The organism is Sphingobacterium sp. T2 (assembly GCF_000814685.1).
GTDB lineage: Bacteria > Bacteroidota > Bacteroidia > Sphingobacteriales > Sphingobacteriaceae > Sphingobacterium > Sphingobacterium thermophilum.
The window spans coordinates 1-20,437 of the sequence record NZ_JXAC01000083.1; the positions used below are offsets into that span (position 1 = coordinate 1).

The window sequence follows — 20,437 nt, forward strand, 5'->3', positions numbered from 1 at the left end:
TGATAGACACCTCATCATAGTAATTCTTTCTTACCAGAAGTAATGTTCAACAAGATATAGCGAGCACCTTCGATTTCATTGTCTTTCAACAATGGTAGAAGCAAGCGCTCCTGTCACCGCTTTGATTGCCCTATCTTCACCTGAAGCAACGTGGTTACCCATGATAGCTACACCACTATCACTCATTACAGTACGTACGTCTTTGAAGTCTACGTTTACGTATCCTGGGATAGTGATAATCTCGGCGATACCTTTGGCAGCTGTAGTCAATATATCATCAGCCTTGGCAAAGGCAGCAGTCATCGTCAAGTTTCCGAAGATTTCACGCAATCTGTCATTAGAAATCACTAAGTAGGAGTCTACATATTTCTTCAGCTCAGATAGCCCTTCCTCAGCTTGCTGACGACGTTTTTTTCCTTCGAATGTGAATGGAGTGGTAACAATAGCCACTGTCAGGATACCCATCTCTTTGGCAGCTTTGGCCAATACAGGACTTGCTCCCGTACCTGTACCACCACCCATACCTGCCGTGATGAAAAGCATCTTGGTATTGGTACCCAACATTCTTTTGATATCATCGATACTTTCGATTGCTGAATTCTCTCCTACTTCCGGATCAGCACCTGCACCCATACCTTCCGTCAGACTTGCTCCCAGCTGAACCTTGTTTGGAATAGGACTCAGTTCCAATGCTTGCGCATCCGTGTTGCACACGATAAAATCAACTCCACTAATCCCTTGCTTGTACATGTGATTAACGGCATTGCCGCCGCCACCACCAACACCTATAACCTTGATTATAGATGATTGCTCCTTTAACATTTCAAATTGTATCGACATAATAATATCCTATTTTAAAAGAACTGCCAAGCTTTACCTATCTATCCAAACTCAACAATTCGAATGTAATAATACCAATTTCTCAACAAGAGTTTTCCACATTTGTGAAATTGTGGAAAACTTACCTTCGTGTGGAAAAATTAACGTCTTCCGATAAAGGTTTCGTCGTCGATTTCCTGATTATCCTTGATAAACTCTGAGATAATTTTTGTAAACCAACTTTCTTTTTTACTTTGCTTTTCGGCGATCTCTTTGACCTGCTCTTTGTCGCGGTTTTTTCAGCTCACGCTCTTCCATGGCCAACTCTTCTTCCTCTTCGGCAGCCTGAATACCTTTTATCAACAGGCCGATGGAAGTAGCATACATCGGACTTTTCATTTCTTCCAATGTTTGTTTGCTTACCATATCAGTTTTAGCAAGGTATTCGTTTGGATAACCAATTCGGCAATCGATACCTGTGATGTATTCTACGAGCTGAACGAGATGTTTAAGCTGCGCACCACCTCCGGTAATTACGATACCTGCGATAAGTTTGTCTTCATAGCCTGAAGATTTGATTTCGTAGTATACGTGCTCTATGATTTCTTCCATTCTTGCTTGGATAATGTAAGCAAGATTTTTCACCGATATTTCTTTAGGTTCACGTCCACGGATTCCCGGAACGCAAATCACTTCATTTTCTTTATTTTCGTCGGCCAGCGCAGAACCATATCTTACTTTCAGTTGTTCCGCCTGATTTCTAAGTACAGCACAACCTTGACGGATATCTTCGGTAACAATATTTCCACCCAAAGGAATTACAGCAGTATGACGGATGATACCTTCATGGAATATAGCCACATCAGTAGTACCACCACCTATATCAACAAGAACTACACCGGCCATTTTTTCTTCTTCATCCAATACAGCTTCGGATGAGGCTAATGGCTCCAGCACCAATGAAGAAACCTCCAAATCAGAATTATCAACACATTTTTTGATATTCTTGATATCGGTAACACGACCTGAGATGATATGGAAGTTGGCTTCCATACGACGACCAGCCATACCAATAGGCTCCTTGATGCCTGGCTCGTTGTCGATTGTAAACTCTTGCGGCAACACATGAATGATTTCTTCTCCCGGAGGCAATACTAATTTGTACATATCCGAAATCAAGCGTTCCACATCCATACGGCTGATTTCGTCATCATCATTCTTTGTCAAAATTCCGCGGTGCTGAATACTTTTGATATGTTGACCTGCGATACCGACATTGACAACCTTGATATCCACGTTCGATTGCGCTTCTGCCAATGATACAGCCTCGCGGATACTGTTCACAGTTTTTTGAATATTAGCGACAACCCCACGATTTACTCCGGCAGATTCTGCTTTACCCACTCCTAATAATTCAATTTTATTTGTCCCACTGCGGCGTCCTACAGTAACACAAATTTTTGTCGTACCGATATCCAAACCAACGATAATCGGATTTTCTTTCTCATTGTCTGTAATTCTTGGTTTCATATGCTGTATTTTTTAATTTTTCATACTGATTTTCATCTGCAAACTATCCATAAACCATCCTTCACGCGCTCACAGATGATCTGGCCTCCATATTTAACGTTTATTCTGCTGTATGCCTCAGTTCCTACTTTAGGCAATATATTTTTGTAATATAGTTCCAATCTTCTCAACTTGCTGTCTAACGAATCGGCATTGCCAATGAGCAACACTTCTTTGCCTACTCGTGGTATCAGCTCAATATCTTTATCTTGGTTGACATACATCTGCACGATCTGATTTTCCCATAGCTCGTTGCCTCTCACATGTTCCACGATGCGCACCAGATCTTTAACCAATATAGTTTCCACCTCTTCCAGCGGTTTGTTGTAGCTTTCTTTGATATTACCATTGGCTACCAACACCCGAGGCACATATTTCAAAGTCACCGGCACCTTATGTCCTTCCGTATCCACATAGAACTCACGTCCCTGGCTATTTATCACGCGCAATACCACTTCGCGCTGCTTGACATTTACCCTCACTGTGCCATCCATATCCATGTGGATCTCGGCCTGCGATACGTAAGGTAATTTCTCTATAGCCTGCTCAATATCTTCCAGTTTAATTTCTCTTAAAGACTTTCCTACCACATTTCCGAACTGATTGTTGATCATTTTGGAAATATCCTCCTGGTCGATAAAGGTTTCTTTACCTTCTACATTCACCTTCAGAGAAGTACACACCTGTGCGGCATCTTTACGTTCGATCAGACCCATAAGCACTACTAACCCTACCGCAGCACCAAGGCCAAGGATAGTGTAAAACAATAGGCTCCATCTGATTCGCTTCAACATATTTACTTCTCTAATATTTCTTTCAAAGGTTTCACCAATCTGTCTATATCTCCTGCCCCTACAGTTACCAACAATTCTGGCTGTTCGTTTTTCACATATTCCAATACTGCCTCCGGTGATACAAGACGTTTATCCTCCAACTGAACTTTATCCAACAGCCATGAAGAGGTCACCCCTTCTATTGGCAGCTCACGTGCCGGATAAATTTCCATTAGCAACAGCTCATCTGCCATAGCCAACACTTCGGCAAAGCCATCCACAAAGTCGCGTGTGCGACTGAATAGGTGTGGCTGGAATACTACACTAAGCTTTTTGTTAGGATATAACTTCCGCAGTGAAGACAAGAATGCACGAAGCTCCTCCGGATGATGTGCATAGTCGTCGATATAAATAGACTTTTCATTACGTACAATATATTCGAAGCGGCGTTTTGCTCCGCGGAAGCTTGCCAAGCCGCCACAATCTTGTCAATATCTATCTCCAACAGTAGCGCTACCGTGATGGCTGCCACTGCATTTTCTATGTTGTGAAGACCGGCAATTCCCAACTTGATATTCGCTATTCTTAGATCTCCCTTCACATAGTCGAAATGGAATTCTCCATCAATAACCTCAATATTTTCCGCGTGGGCGTCTGCTTTCTCTTCGCGTGCATACGAAATGTCTCCGGAAAATGGCAGACCTTTCTTCACGATGCGATGTCCCCCTGCTACCACACGTGCCAGATACAACTCAAAAGATTCTATGAGATGCGACTTGTCGCCATAGATATCCAAATGGTCTGCATCGGCAGAAGTGACTACCGCAATATTGGGATGTAGAGTAAGGAAGGAACGGTCATATTCGTCAGCTTCCACCACTACTACATTGTTATCTCCATACAATACGTTAGTATTATAGTTAGAACTGATGCCCCCCAAGAAGGCTGAACAGTCGTATCCCGAATCTTTAAGGATATGCGCTATCATCGTAGAGGTCGTCGTCTTACCGTGAGTTCCGGCAACACCTATCGTGAATCGATTAGCACTGATAAATCCTAAAATCTGCGAACGTTTGTATATCTCAAATCCTTTGTCCAAGAAATAGTTTTTAATCTTAAGATCTTTTGGAACAGCAGGCGTGAAAATTACCAAACTTTCGTCCGATGGTTGACCAAATACTGCCGGAATCTTTTGCACCTCATCTTCATAGATAACGTCAATTCCTTCACTTACCAATGTCTTTGTCAAATCGGTTTCCGTACGGTCGTAACCCCACACCTTACATCCCAAATGATGGAAGTAACGGGCTAAACCGCTCATACCGATACCTCCGATACCGATAAGATAAACCAGCTTTATTTGATCAATATTAACCATCCTTTATTTTATTAATTTTAATACTTCGTGTGCGATTACTTCATCTGCATCTGGCAGAGCCAGCTTCTTAATATTCTCACTTAGCACACGCATCTTCTGTTCATCGTTGAGCAAGGCAAGAGCTTCTTCTACCAGCTTTTCTCTTGCTTCCACATCTCTCACCATGATGGCAGCATCCTTTTGCACGAGAGCCATAGCATTTTTGGTCTGATGATCTTCCGCAACATTTGGCGAAGGCACCAAAATCACGGGTTTCCCTACCACACATAGTTCGGAAATAGTACCAGCCCCTGCTCTTGCAATGATCACATCTGCCGCCGCATAGGCATAATCCATACGCTGCAAGAAAGGCATCATCTTCACATTGTACGGCAAATCGGCAAGCTCGCTATTCAACCTTTCGTGGTAATAGCTACCACATTGCCATATTATTTGAACATCCTCCTCCTTGAAGCGATTTATGGCAGCTTTCACACAATCATTAAGTGTGCCTGCTCCAAGACTTCCTCCTGTCACCAGCAAGGTTTTCTTTCCTGCTTCCAAGCCGAAAGAAACTAAAGCCTCTCCCTTCTTCCCTTCGATATCCACGGAGGTACGACGTATAGGATTACCTGTCAGCAATACCTTTTCTGCAGGAAAAAACTTTTCCATCCCTTCGTAGGCTACACAGATTTTTCTTGCCTTGCGCCCCAAGCTCATGTTAGTCTTTCCGGCAAAAGAGTTTTGCTCTTGAATCAGTGTCGGCAGTCCCATCATGTTGGCCATCATCAACAAAGGTCCGGAAGCATAGCCTCCCACCCCTACTGCCACGTCTGCTTTAAAATCTTTTATAACACGTCTTGCCTTCAGCAGACTTTTGATCATCTTATAAGGCAAGAGTATATTTTTCCATAAAGAAGAGCGGTTGAACCCTTGGATATCTAATCCTACGATAGTATAACCTGCAGCAGGAACTTTCTCCATTTCCATCTTCCCCTGCGCTCCCACAAAAAGAATTTCGATATCCGGTTCGATACGACGCAAAGCATTTGCTATCGCAATTGCCGGGAATATATGCCCTCCCGTACCTCCACCACTTATGATTACTTTATGCGCCATACCTGTATTATTTAACTAATGGTTCCTACCACTATTTTCTTTTGCTTAGGCTGTTTCTGTCCCGTGATAGCACTCTCTTCCAGCTCTTCTTTATTTTTAAGTTCTTCAATACTGCGACTTACGGAAAGGATGATACCTAAAGCCACACTGGTAAACAAGATGGACGTACCTCCCATACTTACCAAAGGCAGTGGCACCCCTGTCACGGGTCCCAACCCTACCGCTACAGCCATATTTGCTAATGCTTGGATGGTAAGGCTAAACCCTAACCCTGCCGCCAAAAAGGCACCAAAGGCCCGTGGACTCATCGTCACTATACGGATTACCCTATACATCAACGCTAGGTACAACAGAATCAAGATTGCTCCACCGATAGTGCCGTATTCCTCGACAATAATGGCGAAGATGAAATCCGAATACGGGTGCGGCAACACGTTGCGTTGCACGCTGTTTCCCGGTCCTTTTCCGAAAAGACCACCCGTAGCAATGGCGATTTTCGCATTGTTGGCTTGGAAGTTTTTGTCCTCCTGAAATGGTACGCTTGCCGATTCTACTTTTTCAGTCCTGAAGAAACCTTCAACACGACTCATATAAGTAGCACGACGTGGACCTAATAGAATAACCATCATCAGGAGCACCCCTCCACCCAAACACACAATGCCGATCTGCTTGATGCTCACACGTCCGATAATCAAAAGCAGCACGCTGGTTCCGAAGAGCATCAGCGCCGTAGATAGGTTCGCCCAGGCAATAAGTACGAACACCGCACATACCGTACCCATGATAGGGATAAAGGATTTTTTCAAATCCTTGATCTCGTAAGCTTTGTGCGAAAGCATACGTGCCAAGAACGTAATCAGCGACAGCTTCGCCAAGTCCGAAGTCTGGAATGTCTGGTTGATTACAGGAATCGTCACCCATCGCGACGCATCGTTAACATTATTACCGAAAACCAAAGTATATATCAACAATGGGATTGTGATCATCATCAGCAGTTTCGAAATCCCCGCATACCAACGATAGTCTAACTTGTGAGACAAATACATCAAAACCAAACCTACAGCGATAATGGAGAAATGCTTGAATAAATACAATTCCGTACCCTTACCTTCTTTATAGGCAAGTGTTCCTACTGAACTGTATACGGCAAGCAGAGACCATCCCGACAAGATTACCACGATGATCCAAATCCACTTATCTCCTTTTAGTTTTGAAAAAATTTGTTCTACCATCACCAAGTAAACTACAGAGCCATTACAGCTTCTTTGAATTTATTACCTCTTTCTTCGTAATTCTTAAACCAGTCAAAGCTTGCACAGGCAGGTGATAACAGCACGGTATCTCCTTTCTCTGCAAGGTGAGACGCTATGTTCACAGCATCTTCCATCGACGAGCTGTTCACGATGATCTCTACATCATCTTCGAATGCTTCATGAATGCGGGCGGTATCCTTACCTAGACAGACAATAGCCTTTACCTTTTGTCTTACAAGATCACGAAGCATTTCATAATCATTACCTTTGTCCACACCACCTAATAGCAACACGATCTTTGTCGAGAAGCTTTCCAAAGCATACCATACTGAATTCACGTTGGTAGCCTTAGAATCGTTGACGTAATTAACGCCACCAATGATTGCCACATGCTCCAATCGGTGCTCTACATTTACATAGGAGCCCATACTTTCTTTCATGCTTTGATTACGCAGTTCCTGAACTTTGGCAATCAAGCCAGACGCCATGTTGTTGTAAACATTGTGTCTTCCTTGTAATGATAACTCTTCGATATTCATCTCAAACTCGTCTCTATTAGGTATATTAATTTTTATGTTTTTATTCTCATCCAGATAAGCTCCATACTCTACCTTGCTGTCTTGTGTCATCGGCAGCTGCTGCGCTTTGACCTCAAAGCGAGGAAGAGCTTTCATCGTCTCCTCGTCATCTAAGCAATAGATAAAATAATCTTCCGAACGTTGGTTTTGGATCATACGGAATTTAGAATTCACATAATTTTCCATCTTATAGTCGTAGCGATCCAAGTGGTCCGGAGTGATATTTAAGATTACCGCCACATCGGCACGGAAGTGATACATATCGTCCAGCATGAAGCTGGAAATTTCAAGCACATAGACATCATAGTTTTCTCGTGCCACCTGAAGGGCAAAACTTTTACCCACATTGCCGGCAAGGCCTACGTTCAAACCTCCATTTTTTAACATGTAATAGGTCAACATGGTGGTAGTGGTTTTGCCGTTAGAGCCGGTAATACAGATAAGTTTTGCATCCGTATATTGAGCGGCAAACTCGATTTCCGAGATTACAGGAATATTCAAAGAACGAAGCTTCTTGATCAGCGGTGCTTTTTCCGGAATGCCTGGACTTTTTACTATGATGTCGGCATTCAGGATAAGGTCTTCTGTATGCTGACCGGACTCGTAGGCGATACCTTCTTCGTCCAATGACTTTTTATAGTTGTCCGCTATTGTCCCTAGGTCCGATACAAAAACATCAAAACCTTTATCCTTTCCTAGAATGGCGGTACCTACACCGCTTTCACCCGCTCCCAAGACTACCAAGCGCCCCGATTGTGGATAATATGTATTGGCTATATTTCCCATACTATCTAACTTTTAATGTTACTATTGTCAGAATGGCCAAAATCACGCCCACAATAACAAATCGGGTTACGATTTTCGCTTCATGATATCCTTTCTTCTGATAGTGGTGATGCAAAGGTGACATCAAGAATATACGTCTCCCCTCACCATATTTCTTTTTCGTGTACTTGAAGTAGGAAACCTGTAGGATTACCGAAAGATTTTCTACTAAAAAGACACCACACAATACCGGAATCAACAGTTCTTTACGGATAAGGATGGCGAAAGCTGCGATAATACCGCCTATAGCCAACGACCCTGTATCCCCCATAAATACCTGAGCCGGATAAGCATTGTACCATAAGAATCCGGTACATGCCCCTACAAAAGCTCCTGCAAAAATCACCAGCTCTCCCGAATTCGGGATGTACATGATATTGAGGTAATCGGAAAAAATGATGTTACCCGACACATACGCCAAAATAGCCAGTGTAATCCCAATGATGGCTGATGTTCCTGTCGCCAACCCGTCAATCCCATCAGTAATGTTTGCTCCGTTAGACACAGCAGTAACGATGAAAACAACCACTACCAAAAACAAAAGAAAAGTAGCCCAAGGACTATCTAAGCCCACCACCGTCAACACCTTGGAATAATCGAACTCGTTATCCTTATAAAAAGGAATATTCGTTTTTGTAGATTTTACATTTTCAGCATATTGGGTTTCCCCGGTTTGCGGGTTGATGACAACTTCTACAGGCTTCTCAGAAGTAGGGTTGATTACCTGCTCACGCACCACGATATCCGGATGAAAATACATCGTAATGGCGATGATAACACCCAATCCTACCTGTCCTATCACCTTAAAACGTCCCGCAAGCCCTTCTTTATTTTTTCTGAACACCTTTATATAGTCGTCCAAAAAGCCGATAGCACCCATCCACAGGGTAGTCACTATCATGATGATGACGTAGATATTATCTAACTTGGCGAACAATAAAGTAGGAATAAGAATCCCGGCGATGATGATCAACCCTCCCATCGTTGGAGTTCCCTGCTTTTGTTTTTCTCCCTCCAAACCTAGGTCCCTAATGGTCTCTCCCACCTGCTTTTTGTGCAGCAATCGGATCAATCGACTACCATATACCGTAGTAATGATAAGCGACACGATAACTGCCATCGCCGTACGGAAAGAGATATATTGGAACAAGCCGCTTCCGGGAACATTCCAATTTTCATGTAGCCAATCAAATAGATAATATAACATTGTCTTACTTTATTGTTCGTTAAACGTTTTCTCCAACTCCTCTCTGTCATCAAATGATGACGCCACCCTATTTATTTCCTGATATTTTTCATGTCCTTTTCCAGCCACCAACACGATATCGCCCGGACTGGCTAGATGACAGGCAGCACGTATGGCTTCTCTTCGGTCTGCTATGCTAAATGTATTTTTTTTCTTTTCCACCGGAACGCCAGCTTCCATATCCTTAATAATCTGCAACGGATCTTCCGTACGTGGATTATCCGAAGTGATGATAAGCTTATCGCTATATTTTAATGCCACATTAGCCATCTCCGGTCTTTTGGTCTTATCTCTGTCACCTCCACATCCTAGCACGGTGATGATCTGTTGTCCTTCATGTCGTAGGTTCTTTATCGTTTCCAGCACATTTTCCACGGCATCTGGCGTATGGGCATAGTCCACAATACCTACAACACCATTCTTCGAACGTACAGTTTCAAATCTTCCTTCGGCTCCCGAAATTTCGCTCAAGGCAACAAGTACCTTCGACGTTTCCTGCTCCAAAAGGATAGCGGCAGAATACACAGCCAGCAAATTGTATGCGTTGAAACCACCTACCAGCTTCACCCACAGGTCGTGGGAATCAATCTGCAGCAGCATACCGTCAAAATGCGACTCCAATACTTTGGCTTTGAAGTCAGCCATATTGTGGAGGCCATAGGTTTTGCGGTGCGCCACGGTATTCTGAAGCATCACATTGCCATTTCTGTCATCCACATTGGTCAATGCGAAAGCATATCTATCTAAGTCATCAAAGAACTTTTTCTTAGCTTTGATATAGTTTTCAAAAGTTTTATGAAAGTCCAGATGGTCATGGGTAATGTTGGTGAAAATTCCACCGGCAAATTTTAGTCCCACGATACGTTGCTGCACGATAGCATGTGAACTAACTTCCATGAAGCAGTAGTCACAGCCGTCATCCACCATCTGGCGCATCAATTTGTTCAGCGCCACAGGATCCGGAGTAGTATGTGTTGCAGGAACCACCTTCTCTCCGATTCTATTTTCCACGGTAGAAAGTAATCCTACGCGATAGCCCAGTTGTCTGAAAAGATTGTACAACAAGGTTGCTACTGTAGTTTTACCATTGGTACCTGTCACCCCCACCAGCTTCAGCTCTTGGGAAGGGTTGCCATAAAAGTTGGCTGCCAACACTCCAAGGGCGTAAGCACTGTCACTCACCTGCACATAAGTTACCGCATCATCCGTATGCTCAGGAAGCTCCTCCACCACCACAGCTACAGCTTTACCTTCCACGGCCTTGCCTACAAATAGGTGACCGTCGGTATGCACACCACGGACAGCAACGAAAAGAGTTCCTTGCTGCACTTGTCGCGAGTCAAAAGCAATAGCATCCACTTCTACCTCAAGTGGACCTACAACCTGAAGCACAGGTATAGCATGCAATAACTCTTTTAATTTCATAATCAATTCAATTCAAGTACTACATTAGTTCCTATTTTCATACGCTGTCCTGGAGCCAAAGACTGCGCTATCACTTTACCCTTTCCCAACACCTTTGTCTTGAACCCCGCATTTTCCATAGTGAAAATAGCGTCGGCTAATCCCATACCCTTCACGTTAGGCACTACCCCTTCTTTAATCTGCGCCTCTATGAAAGGCACACCACGCTGCGTCTTTGCCGAATCTCCCTGGCTGATACTGTTCCAATTCAAGCTGTGAGACCCAACGCCTGATATACTTTTGCTGAGGCCTCTTTGGAGCCATTCAATGTCAGCGGAACGCGCATTCCTGCTGTATTCACCTGTTTAGAGGCAAAGGTGCCGTGCAGTTTAAGGTCGTTGGCATACACCATATCTGCTAGCTCTTTGAACACAGGTCCCGCCACCGAAGCACCATAGTAACCGTTTCGCGGATTGCGGATTACCACAATCATAGAATACTTCGGATTATCGGCAGGAAAGTAACCGGCAAATGAAGATTGATATCTTCTAGCGCCATAACCGCGGTGGTTGTCCGCCATCTGTGCCGTTCCTGTCTTCCCTGCAGCAGTATACAGCGGGCTTGTCAACCTTTTTCCTGTACCCTCACGCATCACGGCCTCCAACATACCTTTCATCTTAGCAATAGCTTCCTTTGAAGCCATCTGTTTATTTATCACACGCGCCTCAAAGCGCTCAACCGTATTTCCTAAATGACGAATCTCCTTTACAAACAAAGGAGCTATCAGCTTGCCGTCGTTCGCAACTCCGTTGTATAGCGTCAACGTCTGCAGAGGTGTCAACAACAACTCGTAGCCATACGCCATCTGCACTAAAGAGAGTTTGCTCCACGACTTGCTTTTTGGTGTTTTCACCACTGGAATACCCTCTCCCGGAATCTGCAATCCCAAAGGCTCATGTAAACCCCAGCTGTGCAACTTCGACGTGAACTTCGCCGGATTGTCACCATAAAACTGGTTGATCAACTTTGTCACCGCCACATTCGACGACTCCTCAAAAGCCTCCTTCACTGTGACGATAGACTTCTTCGGAGCATGAGAGTCACGGATCGTGTGGGAAGGCACTTTGTATGTTCCGTTTCCTATGTCCACTTTCGTAGCTGTGTCGATATATCCGTCGTCTAAGGCTGCTAGGTAAGAAGCCAGTTTAAAGGTAGATCCCGGATCTGCACGTTGCGCTATAGCATAATTATATTTCTCACGGTATTCACCGTCTTTGTCTTTTGTGAAGTTGGCAATGGCACGAATTTCCCCGGTCTGCACTTCCATCAACACCACACATCCCTCGTCCGCATTGCTGATACGCATCTGCTTCTCTAAAGCGCGCTGCGCCATATCCTGCATATTCACATCGATGGTAGAGATGATATCCGAACCATCCACAGGAGCAACTTCAGCTTCTCTGTTCAATGGTACCCACACCCCACCGGCAATACGCTGCATGAGCTGAGCACCACTCTTACCTTCGATATAATCTCCATAAGCACCTTCCAACCCTACTCTGTATTCATCATTTTTATAGCCTATGGTTCGCGCTGCCAGATTTTTGAAGGGAAGAATACGCTTGTTTTGTCTAACAGCCACCATGCTGCTAGCAAACCTTTTCTTACCTTCACGGAAAGACTTAAACAGCGGAAAGGTTTTCAACACCTTCAAATCCTGATGTGACACCCCACGCTTGATAAGCATGTAGCGCTGCTTCTTGTTACGTGCCTCCTTCAGCATCACCAAATACTGTCGCGCAGACTTATCCTTGAAAAAGGAAGCCAACTTAGAGGCCAGCGAATCCACCTTACTGTTGAACACGTCGCTGTACTCCGAAGGAATAGACATCGCATCAAAGCGAATTTCATATTCAGGCACCGAAGTAGCCAAAAGACTACCGTCAATAGAATAGATGTTTCCTCTGGCAGCTTCCACCACCCTCTCCTGAATAGTAAGACTGTCCGCAATATTCCTCCACTTTTCTCCATCCACATATTGCAGGTGCAAGAGCTTCGCAAAAACTGCCAAGGCCCCAAATACCATGAGCCCGAAGGCCAGGTACACACGCTTCAATATGGACTTTCTAATATTCATTCAAATTATATCAGTTCTTATTCAGAATCTTTTATAATTTCAAGTTTAATTGGTGGTTCTGTACGCTCCTTCAACCCTAAGGTGTCGGCTCTTTTAGCAATTTCAGTTTGGGTCGTCAGCTTCATAAGCTCGGCAGATAACGACTTGTAATCCCAACTCAACTCCTTCACTTCGCGTCCCAATTTGTCTATCTGTCTTACCGTACGTTCGGCCAAATGCCTGTTAGAGATATACAACAACCCCAGAAACGCCAAGAAGGCAGCAAACGGTAAATTCTTTGCCACCAGATAGGTTGACAGCTTCGAAGGCGACAGAATGCTACGGATAAAATTCTGCGTCTCCTCCACCTTCTCCTCTACTGATTCAGAGATTTGCTCCTGAATCCCTTCGCTTAATTCCTGGTTACGTAATGTATTCCTCTTCGGCACGACCTCCCCTCCTTTCACGATTAATTATTGATTTTTTCCGCCACACGCAGCTTAGCACTACGCGCACGGTTATTATTCTTAACCTCTTCTTCCGAAGCGGCGATAGCTTTTCTTGTCAACACACGGAAAGGCTTTATCTCGTTTCCATAAAAATCCTTTTCCACCTCTCCTCTGAATTTCCCCTTCAACATGAAGTTTTTCACCAACCTGTCTTCCAACGAATGGTAAGACATCACCACCAGACGCCCTCCTTCTTTAAGCACCAAAGGTGACTGTGTCAAAAACTCCTGCAAGGCATCCAACTCTTTATTCACCTCGATGCGCAGCGCCTGAAACACCTGCGCATGATATTTATGTTCCTTTCCTTTAGGAACCAATTTCTTTATAGCCTCCTTCAGCTCTGCAATGGTGTTTATAGGCTTAGACAAACGCGCCGTAACGATGGTTTTTGCCAAAGACTTGGCGTTCTGCACCTCACCATACATCCCAAAGATGCGATGAAGCTCATCCTCCGAATAGGTATTCACCACCTTACGCGCATCCAAGTCGGACACCTGATCCATGCGCATATCTAAGTCCGCATCAAAACGGATAGAAAAGCCTCGAGAAGCATCATCAAACTGATGCGACGAAACACCCAGATCCGCCAGAATGCCATCTACCTCTTTCACCCCCTGCAGACGAAGGCAGTTTTTCAAAAAGCGAAAATTCTGATGTACAAGCACAAAACGCTCGTCATCAATAGCATTTTTTATAGCATCAGGATCCTGATCAAAGGCTATTAACCTTCCTTTAGACCCTAGTTTTTTCAAGATTTCACGCGAGTGACCTCCCCCACCAAATGTTACATCCACATAGATGCCATCCGGTTTAATATCTAATGCTTCAATGCATTCATGAAGCATCACAGGCACATGATACACTTGCTCATCAGACATTCAAACCTCCTTCCATATCGAAATCACCCATAACAGCTTCTGCCAACTCCGAAAAATCTTCCTCAGAGATAGCGTTTAGTTTTTCTTCATACTTAGCTTTAGACCACACTTCTACCTTGCTCAGATTACATACCAACACCAGTTCCGATCCGATCTGCGCATAATCCAGCAATGTTCTAGGTAATAACACACGTCCTGCAGAATCCAGCATCAGCTCCGTAGCCCCACTCGTAAACTTGCGGATAAAATCACGGTTGCGCGCTTGGAATTGATTTAAACGCGACAGCTGAGCCAAAATCTTATTCCATTCCGAACGGGTGTACAATACCAAGTTTCCATCGAAGCCACGATTCACAACAAGCCCTTCACGCTCCACGTCAGGCAACTGACGCTTGAGCGCTGCAGGAACCACCATTCTTCCTTTGGCGTCCAGCTTGCATTCGTATTCTCCGATTAGAAAATTCATTGTTAGTCTATACTGCTAATCAAATTTAATGTAAAAGTATACACTTTCTCCCACAAAGTCCCACATTCCCCCACAAAAAAGTTTTCCACATAGTCATTTAGCCACAAAAATCCAAGTAAAAAACTGCTTCAAAATGAAATAAACCTCAATTTTTATTCTTAATCGATAAATCTATTTTGTAACAAAATCTTTCAGAATCAAGCAATTGATAAAGCCTAAAGAAGGGTCTCTATTTGCCACAGAAAGCATTTTTTACTTTTTGGTGGGAGAAAGTGGTAGAAGAAATACCGTCGGTCTTATAACCTTAGCCATGCGTTTATTATGGAATGTCATTATAATCCATATTGCATTCGTTATTCTCCCCGAAAACCGATAATTTTGTACGATATATTTTCTATTTATATAATATGTATAGAAGTCATAATTGCGGCGAGCTTCGCATCGCCGACGTTAATAAGGAAGTCACACTTGCCGGATGGGTACAAAAATCTCGCGACAAAGGCTTTATGATTTGGGTGGACTTGCGTGACCGCTACGGCATTACGCAGTTGATTTTTGATGAAGCCCGTACGGATGCTCAAGTGATGCAACTGGCCAAATCTCTTGGACGTGAATATGTCATTCAGGTGAAGGGCACCGTAATAGAGCGTGAATCTAAAAACAACAATATTCCTACTGGAGATATTGAAGTATTAGTAAAAGAGCTCACCATCTTAAATGAGGCTCAGCTGCCTCCATTCACCATTGAAGATGAAACCGACGGCGGTGAAGATATCCGCATGAAATACCGCTATTTGGATATCCGTCGCAACCCTGTCAAGAACAGCTTACTGTTCCGTCATAAAGTAACACAGGAAGTGCGCAACTACCTATCGAATTTGGATTTTTGTGAAATTGAAACCCCTTATCTGATTAAATCTACTCCTGAAGGGGCTCGGGACTTTGTGGTACCTTCACGTATGAATCCAGGGCAGTTTTATGCGTTGCCACAGTCGCCTCAGACGTTCAAGCAGCTGCTGATGGTGGCAGGTATGGACCGCTATTTCCAGATTGTAAAATGTTTCCGTGACGAGGACCTTCGTGCCGACCGTCAGCCGGAGTTCACGCAGATAGATTGTGAGATGTCCTTCATCGAACAGGAAGATATCCTTAACGTGTTCGAAGGCCTGACACGCCACCTCTTGAAAAAATTCCACAATATCGATATTGACAAGTTTCCGCGCATGACTTATGATGAGGCTATGCGTACCTATGGAAACGACAAGCCTGATATACGTTTCGGCATGAAGTTCGGTGAGCTGAACGCTGTGGCCCAACACAAGGACTTTGCCGTTTTCAACAATGCAGAATTGGTAGTAGGTATCGCCGTACCGGGAGCAGCATCCTTCACCCGCAAAGAGATTGACGCCCTTATCGATTGGGTGAAACGCCCGCAGGTCGGAGCCTCCGGTATGGTGTACGTAAAATGCGAAACGGGAGGACACTACAAATCTTCGGTAGATAAATTCTACGACCAAGAAGATTTGGCCAAGTGGGCTGAAATCACCGGCGCGAAAGAAGGAGACCTCATCCTTATCCTTTGCGGCCCCGCCAATAAGACACGCACACAGCTGTCGGCACTACGTATGGAATTAGGAAACCGTTTAGGATTACGTAAGCCTGACGAGTTTGCTCCTCTCTGGGTCGTGGACTTCCCGCTATTGGAGTGGGACGAAGAGACAGGACGATATCACGCTATGCACCATCCTTTCACCTCTCCAAAACGTGAAGACATCCACCTGTTGGATACCGACCCCGGCAAGGTAAGAGCTAACGCTTACGACCTAGTGCTCAACGGAAATGAAATCGGAGGTGGCTCTATACGTATCCACGACAAAGCCACACAAGAACTTATGTTCAAACATTTAGGATTCACTCCGGAACAGGCACAGCAACAATTCGGGTTCCTGATGAATGCCTTCCAATATGGAGCGCCACCACACGGAGGATTGGCCTTCGGCTTGGACCGCCTTGTAGCTATCCTCGCCGGACAAGAAACCATCCGCGACTTTATAGCCTTCCCTAAAAACAACTCCGGTCGCGATGTCATGATTGACGCTCCAGCACCAATAGATCAGGCACAGCTGGACGAACTCAATCTCGCGATAACTTTGAAAGACTAAAATTGTCGTGCATATAACAGAAAAAAGGGCTAATCTCTTAGCCCTTTTTTTATACTCTCTAACTGCGTATTTTTGAATTTAACCTAGCAAAATCATATTACCTAACGCAACAGCCATATAGAAAACACCTCCAAAATAAGACAGAGCATATCAATTCCAAAGAATATTACCTATAGGGAACGTCATCCGCCAAGGGTTTGAAACGAAAGATATAAAACGGTGCCCTTGCTAAATTTTTCCCATCATTGAAAACCGAACCCAAATGGACTTGTGCAGCAGAAACGTACATATAACCATCTACTGCATTGTAGCTAACGCCATCGGGCCAAAGTAAATTATTATCCGAAAAAAGATTCTGCACACTTCTATCTTTGGCAAGAACAACCGCTATGCTATTGGTTTCCATTGCCGTCAAATACAAATTCCCCTCGCTATCTATACTTAACCCTCCATTATTGGGTGTGTCGGAATAAGTTTCAGTTCTTTCGTCCAATTCCGCTTCGTTCAATGTTTCATCCAGCAAATCAGCCATTCTAACGCGATAAATTTTACTTCCGTTCAAAGGAGCATAATACAACCATTCAAATTCTTTGTCCGCAGTAATCCCGTCACAACCTACCAAGAGGTTCTGACCATTCACCGCTAAAGATTTACCATTGACAACCGTGGGTAAATTCTCGGGCAAAGTGGTACGATGCTTCTGTAATCTTCCCAACTTGAAAACTTGCTCGAACTAAACGAAGGCATTGCCGAATATACCGGCTTGATGGTAAGTGGCCGAACTAAAAATCAAACAAAAGAGCATTTTATTTCCAGTATAAATGAATTCTTTAAAAATTCCTCTTATGTACGTTCATTTGCTTACTATACCATTCCTATTTATGGCTATTTATTGAGTTTCAAAATTCCACTCTGGAATCAAAACATTCATTCGAATTCGCAGCTAATAGATTTTTTTATAGAGGCATTCGAACTTCAATTACCTGCAGACGTAAAGCCCCTAATCACACATATTTCAAATGAGTATAATGGAGAAACTATCTTTGCCGAAAGAAGAAAAACGGGAAGAAAGAATAAAACAGGAAATTGCCGATTACAAAAGAAAATTTACCGAAAAATTTCAATGTAGAATTGAAATTTGAGCAAATGAATATTTCCTTTGATCCTAGAAATTTAATCCCCCTTGAAGAGATGGGAACGATTTACCCAACCCTTCGCTTGACCGATAATTGGGGAATTCTCAAAGTCAACAAAGGAGCGTTAATAAGCATCAACTGGGACAAAATTACTCTTAGTCACCCAACGAAAATTGCCCGACAAACCATTGAAGGAGATGGCTGGTTATTGCAACTAAACGAAAATTATTCCTTCGAATTAGATGAAAAGAACCATATATATGGAATTCGAAAAAACTAGATTCCGATTTCAGAACTAAAAGTAATCCTAAAAATAGCTTTATAGGAAAATTGTTCACTGTGAGAAACTAACCTATCTTATTTCCGGAGATAAAAAAGAAGAAAAGTTGGGGTCTGAATTATAAAATGATAACTTTTTAGTAGGCTTGGCAAATTAGTCAAGACACCTATTTTCAAAATCTTCATCATAAATCAAAGAGGCTGCTATGCAGCAGCCTCTTTCACTCTAAATATATTTTAGAACTCACCAATTGCTAGACGTATGGCTTCTTCCACTGGAGCATAACTATTATCATTGCCCGCAATGCATAATTCGCCTTTTAACAACAAAGGCGGTTGCGCCATAAACTTAGGGTTGACGCCATGATGTGCTTGGGCAGCATGTACCAAAAAAGGATGACAAAGATAAATCGTACCCGCCTTACCTGTGGCCATCACTTCTTTTCTCTTAGGCAACTCGTCTAACTTGTTTGCGATTTCCATAAAAGAAAGTCCTTTATCCCCTTCTGTGGCCAGTAGTCTCGCCACATCCATATGCGAACCTTCGTAAAGAATGTAGGTGCATCATTTTCAGCAACATCCGAATACAATACCAGCATCAGCAAGGCACGGCCTTTCGACTTGATGTTGGCACGCCATTCGAAGTAGTTGTTCGGGGCATCACCCGGAAAACTAACGTCTACATGCTTGCCGGTATCAATTGGCTGCTTCGCTGCAGGAAACCTTACCGGAAATGTGCCCACACTGCGGCAAGGAATCCATTTATCTGCACCTATCAACTGATCAAACGCCGTATGTAACGTGGGATTGTTTACCGATTCGACAAAAGGCTCTGCCGTATACATTCCCAGACGAATTACAGGCTCCGTCCAGGTGGAAGAGTCTGTTCTGTCACAAGGTAAATCCTTCCACAGTATATCCAAAGCTGCCTCTGCTATTTGCTTGGAAAATGCGTTATCTATACGAACAAAACCGCTATGAATAAATTGCTCTATTTCCTTTTTACTTAATAATTCTGCCATAATACTACTTTAAAACCAATCTCATCAAGCTACAATCCTAGCAGCCGATGAATTCGGTTAGGGTTAACGATAAAATGAATAAATATAATAGGGAATTCGTACGCCTTACATCAATAAAGCGCTATGCTAATGAACTAAGCAGAAAAAGGAAATTAAAGCATTACAGTCATTCTCATAATACTTCAAAAAGTAAAAAAATATCCTTAAACAACCAAATTAAACCACTACAACAAAGACGAAGTATTTTTGAATACGTAGGGGCATAGAATATCTTCGCAAAGGCCATGAAGCTAAAGCCTGCAAATGGAGTATAATTCCCTTTAGGCAAAAGCAGTTCCTGAAAGCATATGCCTATAGGTCATTTTAAATCAAGCTCCCCCACCGCATCGCTATTTCATTTCTTTGTTTATTACACTTTAAGAATAGAGGCAATGTAAAAGAGGTTTATGTAAAGGCTAACCTTTTTTCGCCACAAAAATTCCTATCAACAAGATGAGAAAAAGCACGATTTCCGCAATGACCATGAAGCAAAAGCCTACAAAACGGAGGAAAATACCCTTTTGGGAATAGTAATTCTTAAAAGCCTGATAGAAAGAAAGGTTAGTATAAACGGCTACTGCTAGGAATTGTCCCCATCCCAACAAAGAGTCCAAGAAAGAGACCTTAAGCAACTCCAAAGGCTCTAAGATTCGCCCAAGGATAAATACTATCAGCACACCGATGAATGCCAGTACGGTGACAATAACATGTTCCAAATAATTCAGTTTGGCTCTTCGGTACAGCAGGAAGCTGTTTAATGAAATTACAGGCACAAAAGCGATGAGCACAAACTTGCTATAGTGCGTCAAAAAGTCGTTAATGCCCGTCTGATCTTCCACCTCCGGCCCCTTCAGCTGGGGAAATAAGCTGCCATTCAACTTTCCTAC

The 20,437-nt window shown here is 43.4% G+C and carries 20 protein-coding genes and 2 pseudogenes; 3 read left to right on the forward strand and 19 right to left on the reverse strand.

The annotated features are described in order from the left end of the window. Positions 1-20: 20 nt before the first annotated feature. The 15 genes and pseudogenes from ftsZ to mraZ all read right to left on the reverse strand — a co-directional run. Positions 21-840: pseudogene (ftsZ, locus tag SD31_RS06340) on the reverse strand (cell division protein FtsZ); the annotation flags it as partial. Between the two features lie 140 nt (positions 841-980). Further along, positions 981-2,349 (reverse strand): annotated as a pseudogene (ftsA, locus tag SD31_RS06345) (cell division protein FtsA). A 32-nt stretch (positions 2,350-2,381) separates the two neighbouring features. Beyond that, positions 2,382-3,182: an FtsQ-type POTRA domain-containing protein gene (locus SD31_RS06350; RefSeq protein ID WP_039053512.1), complete on the reverse strand. Its 801-nt coding sequence runs from the start codon at positions 3,180-3,182 to the stop codon at positions 2,382-2,384. A 2-nt stretch (positions 3,183-3,184) separates the two neighbouring features. Further along, the gene (locus SD31_RS20740) at positions 3,185-3,595 is read right to left on the reverse strand and encodes a glutamate ligase domain-containing protein (RefSeq protein ID WP_316929795.1); all 411 of its coding nucleotides are present in this window, start codon (positions 3,593-3,595) and stop codon (positions 3,185-3,187) included. Continuing rightward, positions 3,481-4,539, reverse strand: a complete 1,059-nt coding sequence (locus SD31_RS06355; protein WP_316929792.1) for a Mur ligase family protein — start codon at positions 4,537-4,539, stop codon at positions 3,481-3,483. Before SD31_RS06355 ends, SD31_RS20740 begins: the two co-directional genes overlap by 115 nt. A 3-nt stretch (positions 4,540-4,542) precedes the next feature. Then, positions 4,543-5,637, reverse strand: coding sequence for an undecaprenyldiphospho-muramoylpentapeptide beta-N-acetylglucosaminyltransferase (gene murG, locus SD31_RS06360; RefSeq protein WP_039053513.1), 1,095 nt, complete (start codon positions 5,635-5,637; stop codon positions 4,543-4,545). 11 nt (positions 5,638-5,648) lie between these two features. Beyond that, the gene (locus SD31_RS06365; RefSeq protein WP_039053514.1) at positions 5,649-6,869 is read right to left on the reverse strand and encodes an FtsW/RodA/SpoVE family cell cycle protein; all 1,221 of its coding nucleotides are present in this window, start codon (positions 6,867-6,869) and stop codon (positions 5,649-5,651) included. A gap of 11 nt (positions 6,870-6,880) precedes the next feature. Then, positions 6,881-8,254, reverse strand: a complete 1,374-nt coding sequence (gene murD / locus SD31_RS06370; protein ID WP_039053515.1) for a UDP-N-acetylmuramoyl-L-alanine--D-glutamate ligase — start codon at positions 8,252-8,254, stop codon at positions 6,881-6,883. A 1-nt stretch (position 8,255) separates the two neighbouring features. Next, positions 8,256-9,500 (reverse strand): phospho-N-acetylmuramoyl-pentapeptide-transferase, encoded by a 1,245-nt coding sequence (gene mraY / locus SD31_RS06375; protein WP_039053516.1) that lies wholly within the window; start codon positions 9,498-9,500, stop codon positions 8,256-8,258. A 9-nt stretch (positions 9,501-9,509) separates the two neighbouring features. Beyond that, entirely contained in the window at positions 9,510-10,967 is a 1,458-nt protein-coding gene (locus tag SD31_RS06380; protein ID WP_039053522.1) for a UDP-N-acetylmuramoyl-L-alanyl-D-glutamate--2,6-diaminopimelate ligase, read from the reverse strand. Continuing rightward, positions 10,967-11,215: a PASTA domain-containing protein gene (locus SD31_RS20745; RefSeq protein WP_316929793.1), complete on the reverse strand. Its 249-nt coding sequence runs from the start codon at positions 11,213-11,215 to the stop codon at positions 10,967-10,969. Before SD31_RS20745 ends, SD31_RS06380 begins: the two co-directional genes overlap by 1 nt. Further along, positions 11,212-13,080, reverse strand: coding sequence for a penicillin-binding protein 2 (locus SD31_RS06385; RefSeq protein WP_316929794.1), 1,869 nt, complete (start codon positions 13,078-13,080; stop codon positions 11,212-11,214). The genes SD31_RS20745 and SD31_RS06385 overlap by 4 nt, the downstream gene beginning before the upstream one ends. Positions 13,081-13,097: 17 nt before the next feature. Beyond that, positions 13,098-13,526: an FtsL-like putative cell division protein gene (locus SD31_RS06390; RefSeq protein WP_231561242.1), complete on the reverse strand. Its 429-nt coding sequence runs from the start codon at positions 13,524-13,526 to the stop codon at positions 13,098-13,100. 2 nt (positions 13,527-13,528) lie between these two features. Next, complete coding sequence (rsmH, locus tag SD31_RS06395; RefSeq protein WP_039053517.1) at positions 13,529-14,446, reverse strand: 16S rRNA (cytosine(1402)-N(4))-methyltransferase RsmH; 918 nt, start codon at positions 14,444-14,446, stop codon at positions 13,529-13,531. Further along, a complete protein-coding gene (gene mraZ / locus SD31_RS06400; RefSeq protein ID WP_039053518.1) occupies positions 14,439-14,912 on the reverse strand; it encodes a division/cell wall cluster transcriptional repressor MraZ in 474 nt (157 codons plus the stop codon). Before mraZ ends, rsmH begins: the two co-directional genes overlap by 8 nt. 407 nt (positions 14,913-15,319) lie before the next feature. On the opposite strand from mraZ, the gene aspS reads away from it, so the two are divergent. After that, the gene (gene aspS / locus SD31_RS06405) at positions 15,320-17,074 is read left to right on the forward strand and encodes an aspartate--tRNA ligase (protein WP_039053519.1); all 1,755 of its coding nucleotides are present in this window, start codon (positions 15,320-15,322) and stop codon (positions 17,072-17,074) included. 166 nt (positions 17,075-17,240) lie between these two features. Here the strand turns inward: aspS and SD31_RS06410 are convergent, their stop codons facing one another. After that, the gene (locus SD31_RS06410; protein ID WP_156138238.1) at positions 17,241-17,789 is read right to left on the reverse strand and encodes an L-dopachrome tautomerase-related protein; all 549 of its coding nucleotides are present in this window, start codon (positions 17,787-17,789) and stop codon (positions 17,241-17,243) included. A 9-nt stretch (positions 17,790-17,798) separates the two neighbouring features. On the opposite strand from SD31_RS06410, the gene SD31_RS15130 reads away from it, so the two are divergent. Further along, on the forward strand, positions 17,799-18,203 hold the full coding sequence (locus tag SD31_RS15130) for a hypothetical protein (RefSeq protein ID WP_052258720.1): 405 nt from the start codon (positions 17,799-17,801) through the stop codon (positions 18,201-18,203). A 2-nt stretch (positions 18,204-18,205) separates the two neighbouring features. After that, positions 18,206-18,490: a hypothetical protein gene (locus SD31_RS15135; RefSeq protein ID WP_052258721.1), complete on the forward strand. Its 285-nt coding sequence runs from the start codon at positions 18,206-18,208 to the stop codon at positions 18,488-18,490. A 236-nt stretch (positions 18,491-18,726) separates the two neighbouring features. On the opposite strand, the gene SD31_RS18665 is transcribed toward SD31_RS15135, so the two are convergent. The 3 genes from SD31_RS18665 to SD31_RS06425 all read right to left on the reverse strand — a co-directional run. Then, complete coding sequence (locus SD31_RS18665) at positions 18,727-18,972, reverse strand: hypothetical protein (RefSeq protein WP_231561243.1); 246 nt, start codon at positions 18,970-18,972, stop codon at positions 18,727-18,729. Then, positions 18,951-19,511 (reverse strand): hypothetical protein, encoded by a 561-nt coding sequence (locus SD31_RS06420; protein WP_231561244.1) that lies wholly within the window; start codon positions 19,509-19,511, stop codon positions 18,951-18,953. The genes SD31_RS18665 and SD31_RS06420 overlap by 22 nt, the downstream gene beginning before the upstream one ends. A gap of 455 nt (positions 19,512-19,966) precedes the next feature. Then, positions 19,967-20,437 (reverse strand): hypothetical protein (locus SD31_RS06425; RefSeq protein WP_231561245.1); only part of this gene is annotated, 471 nt, incomplete at its 5' end.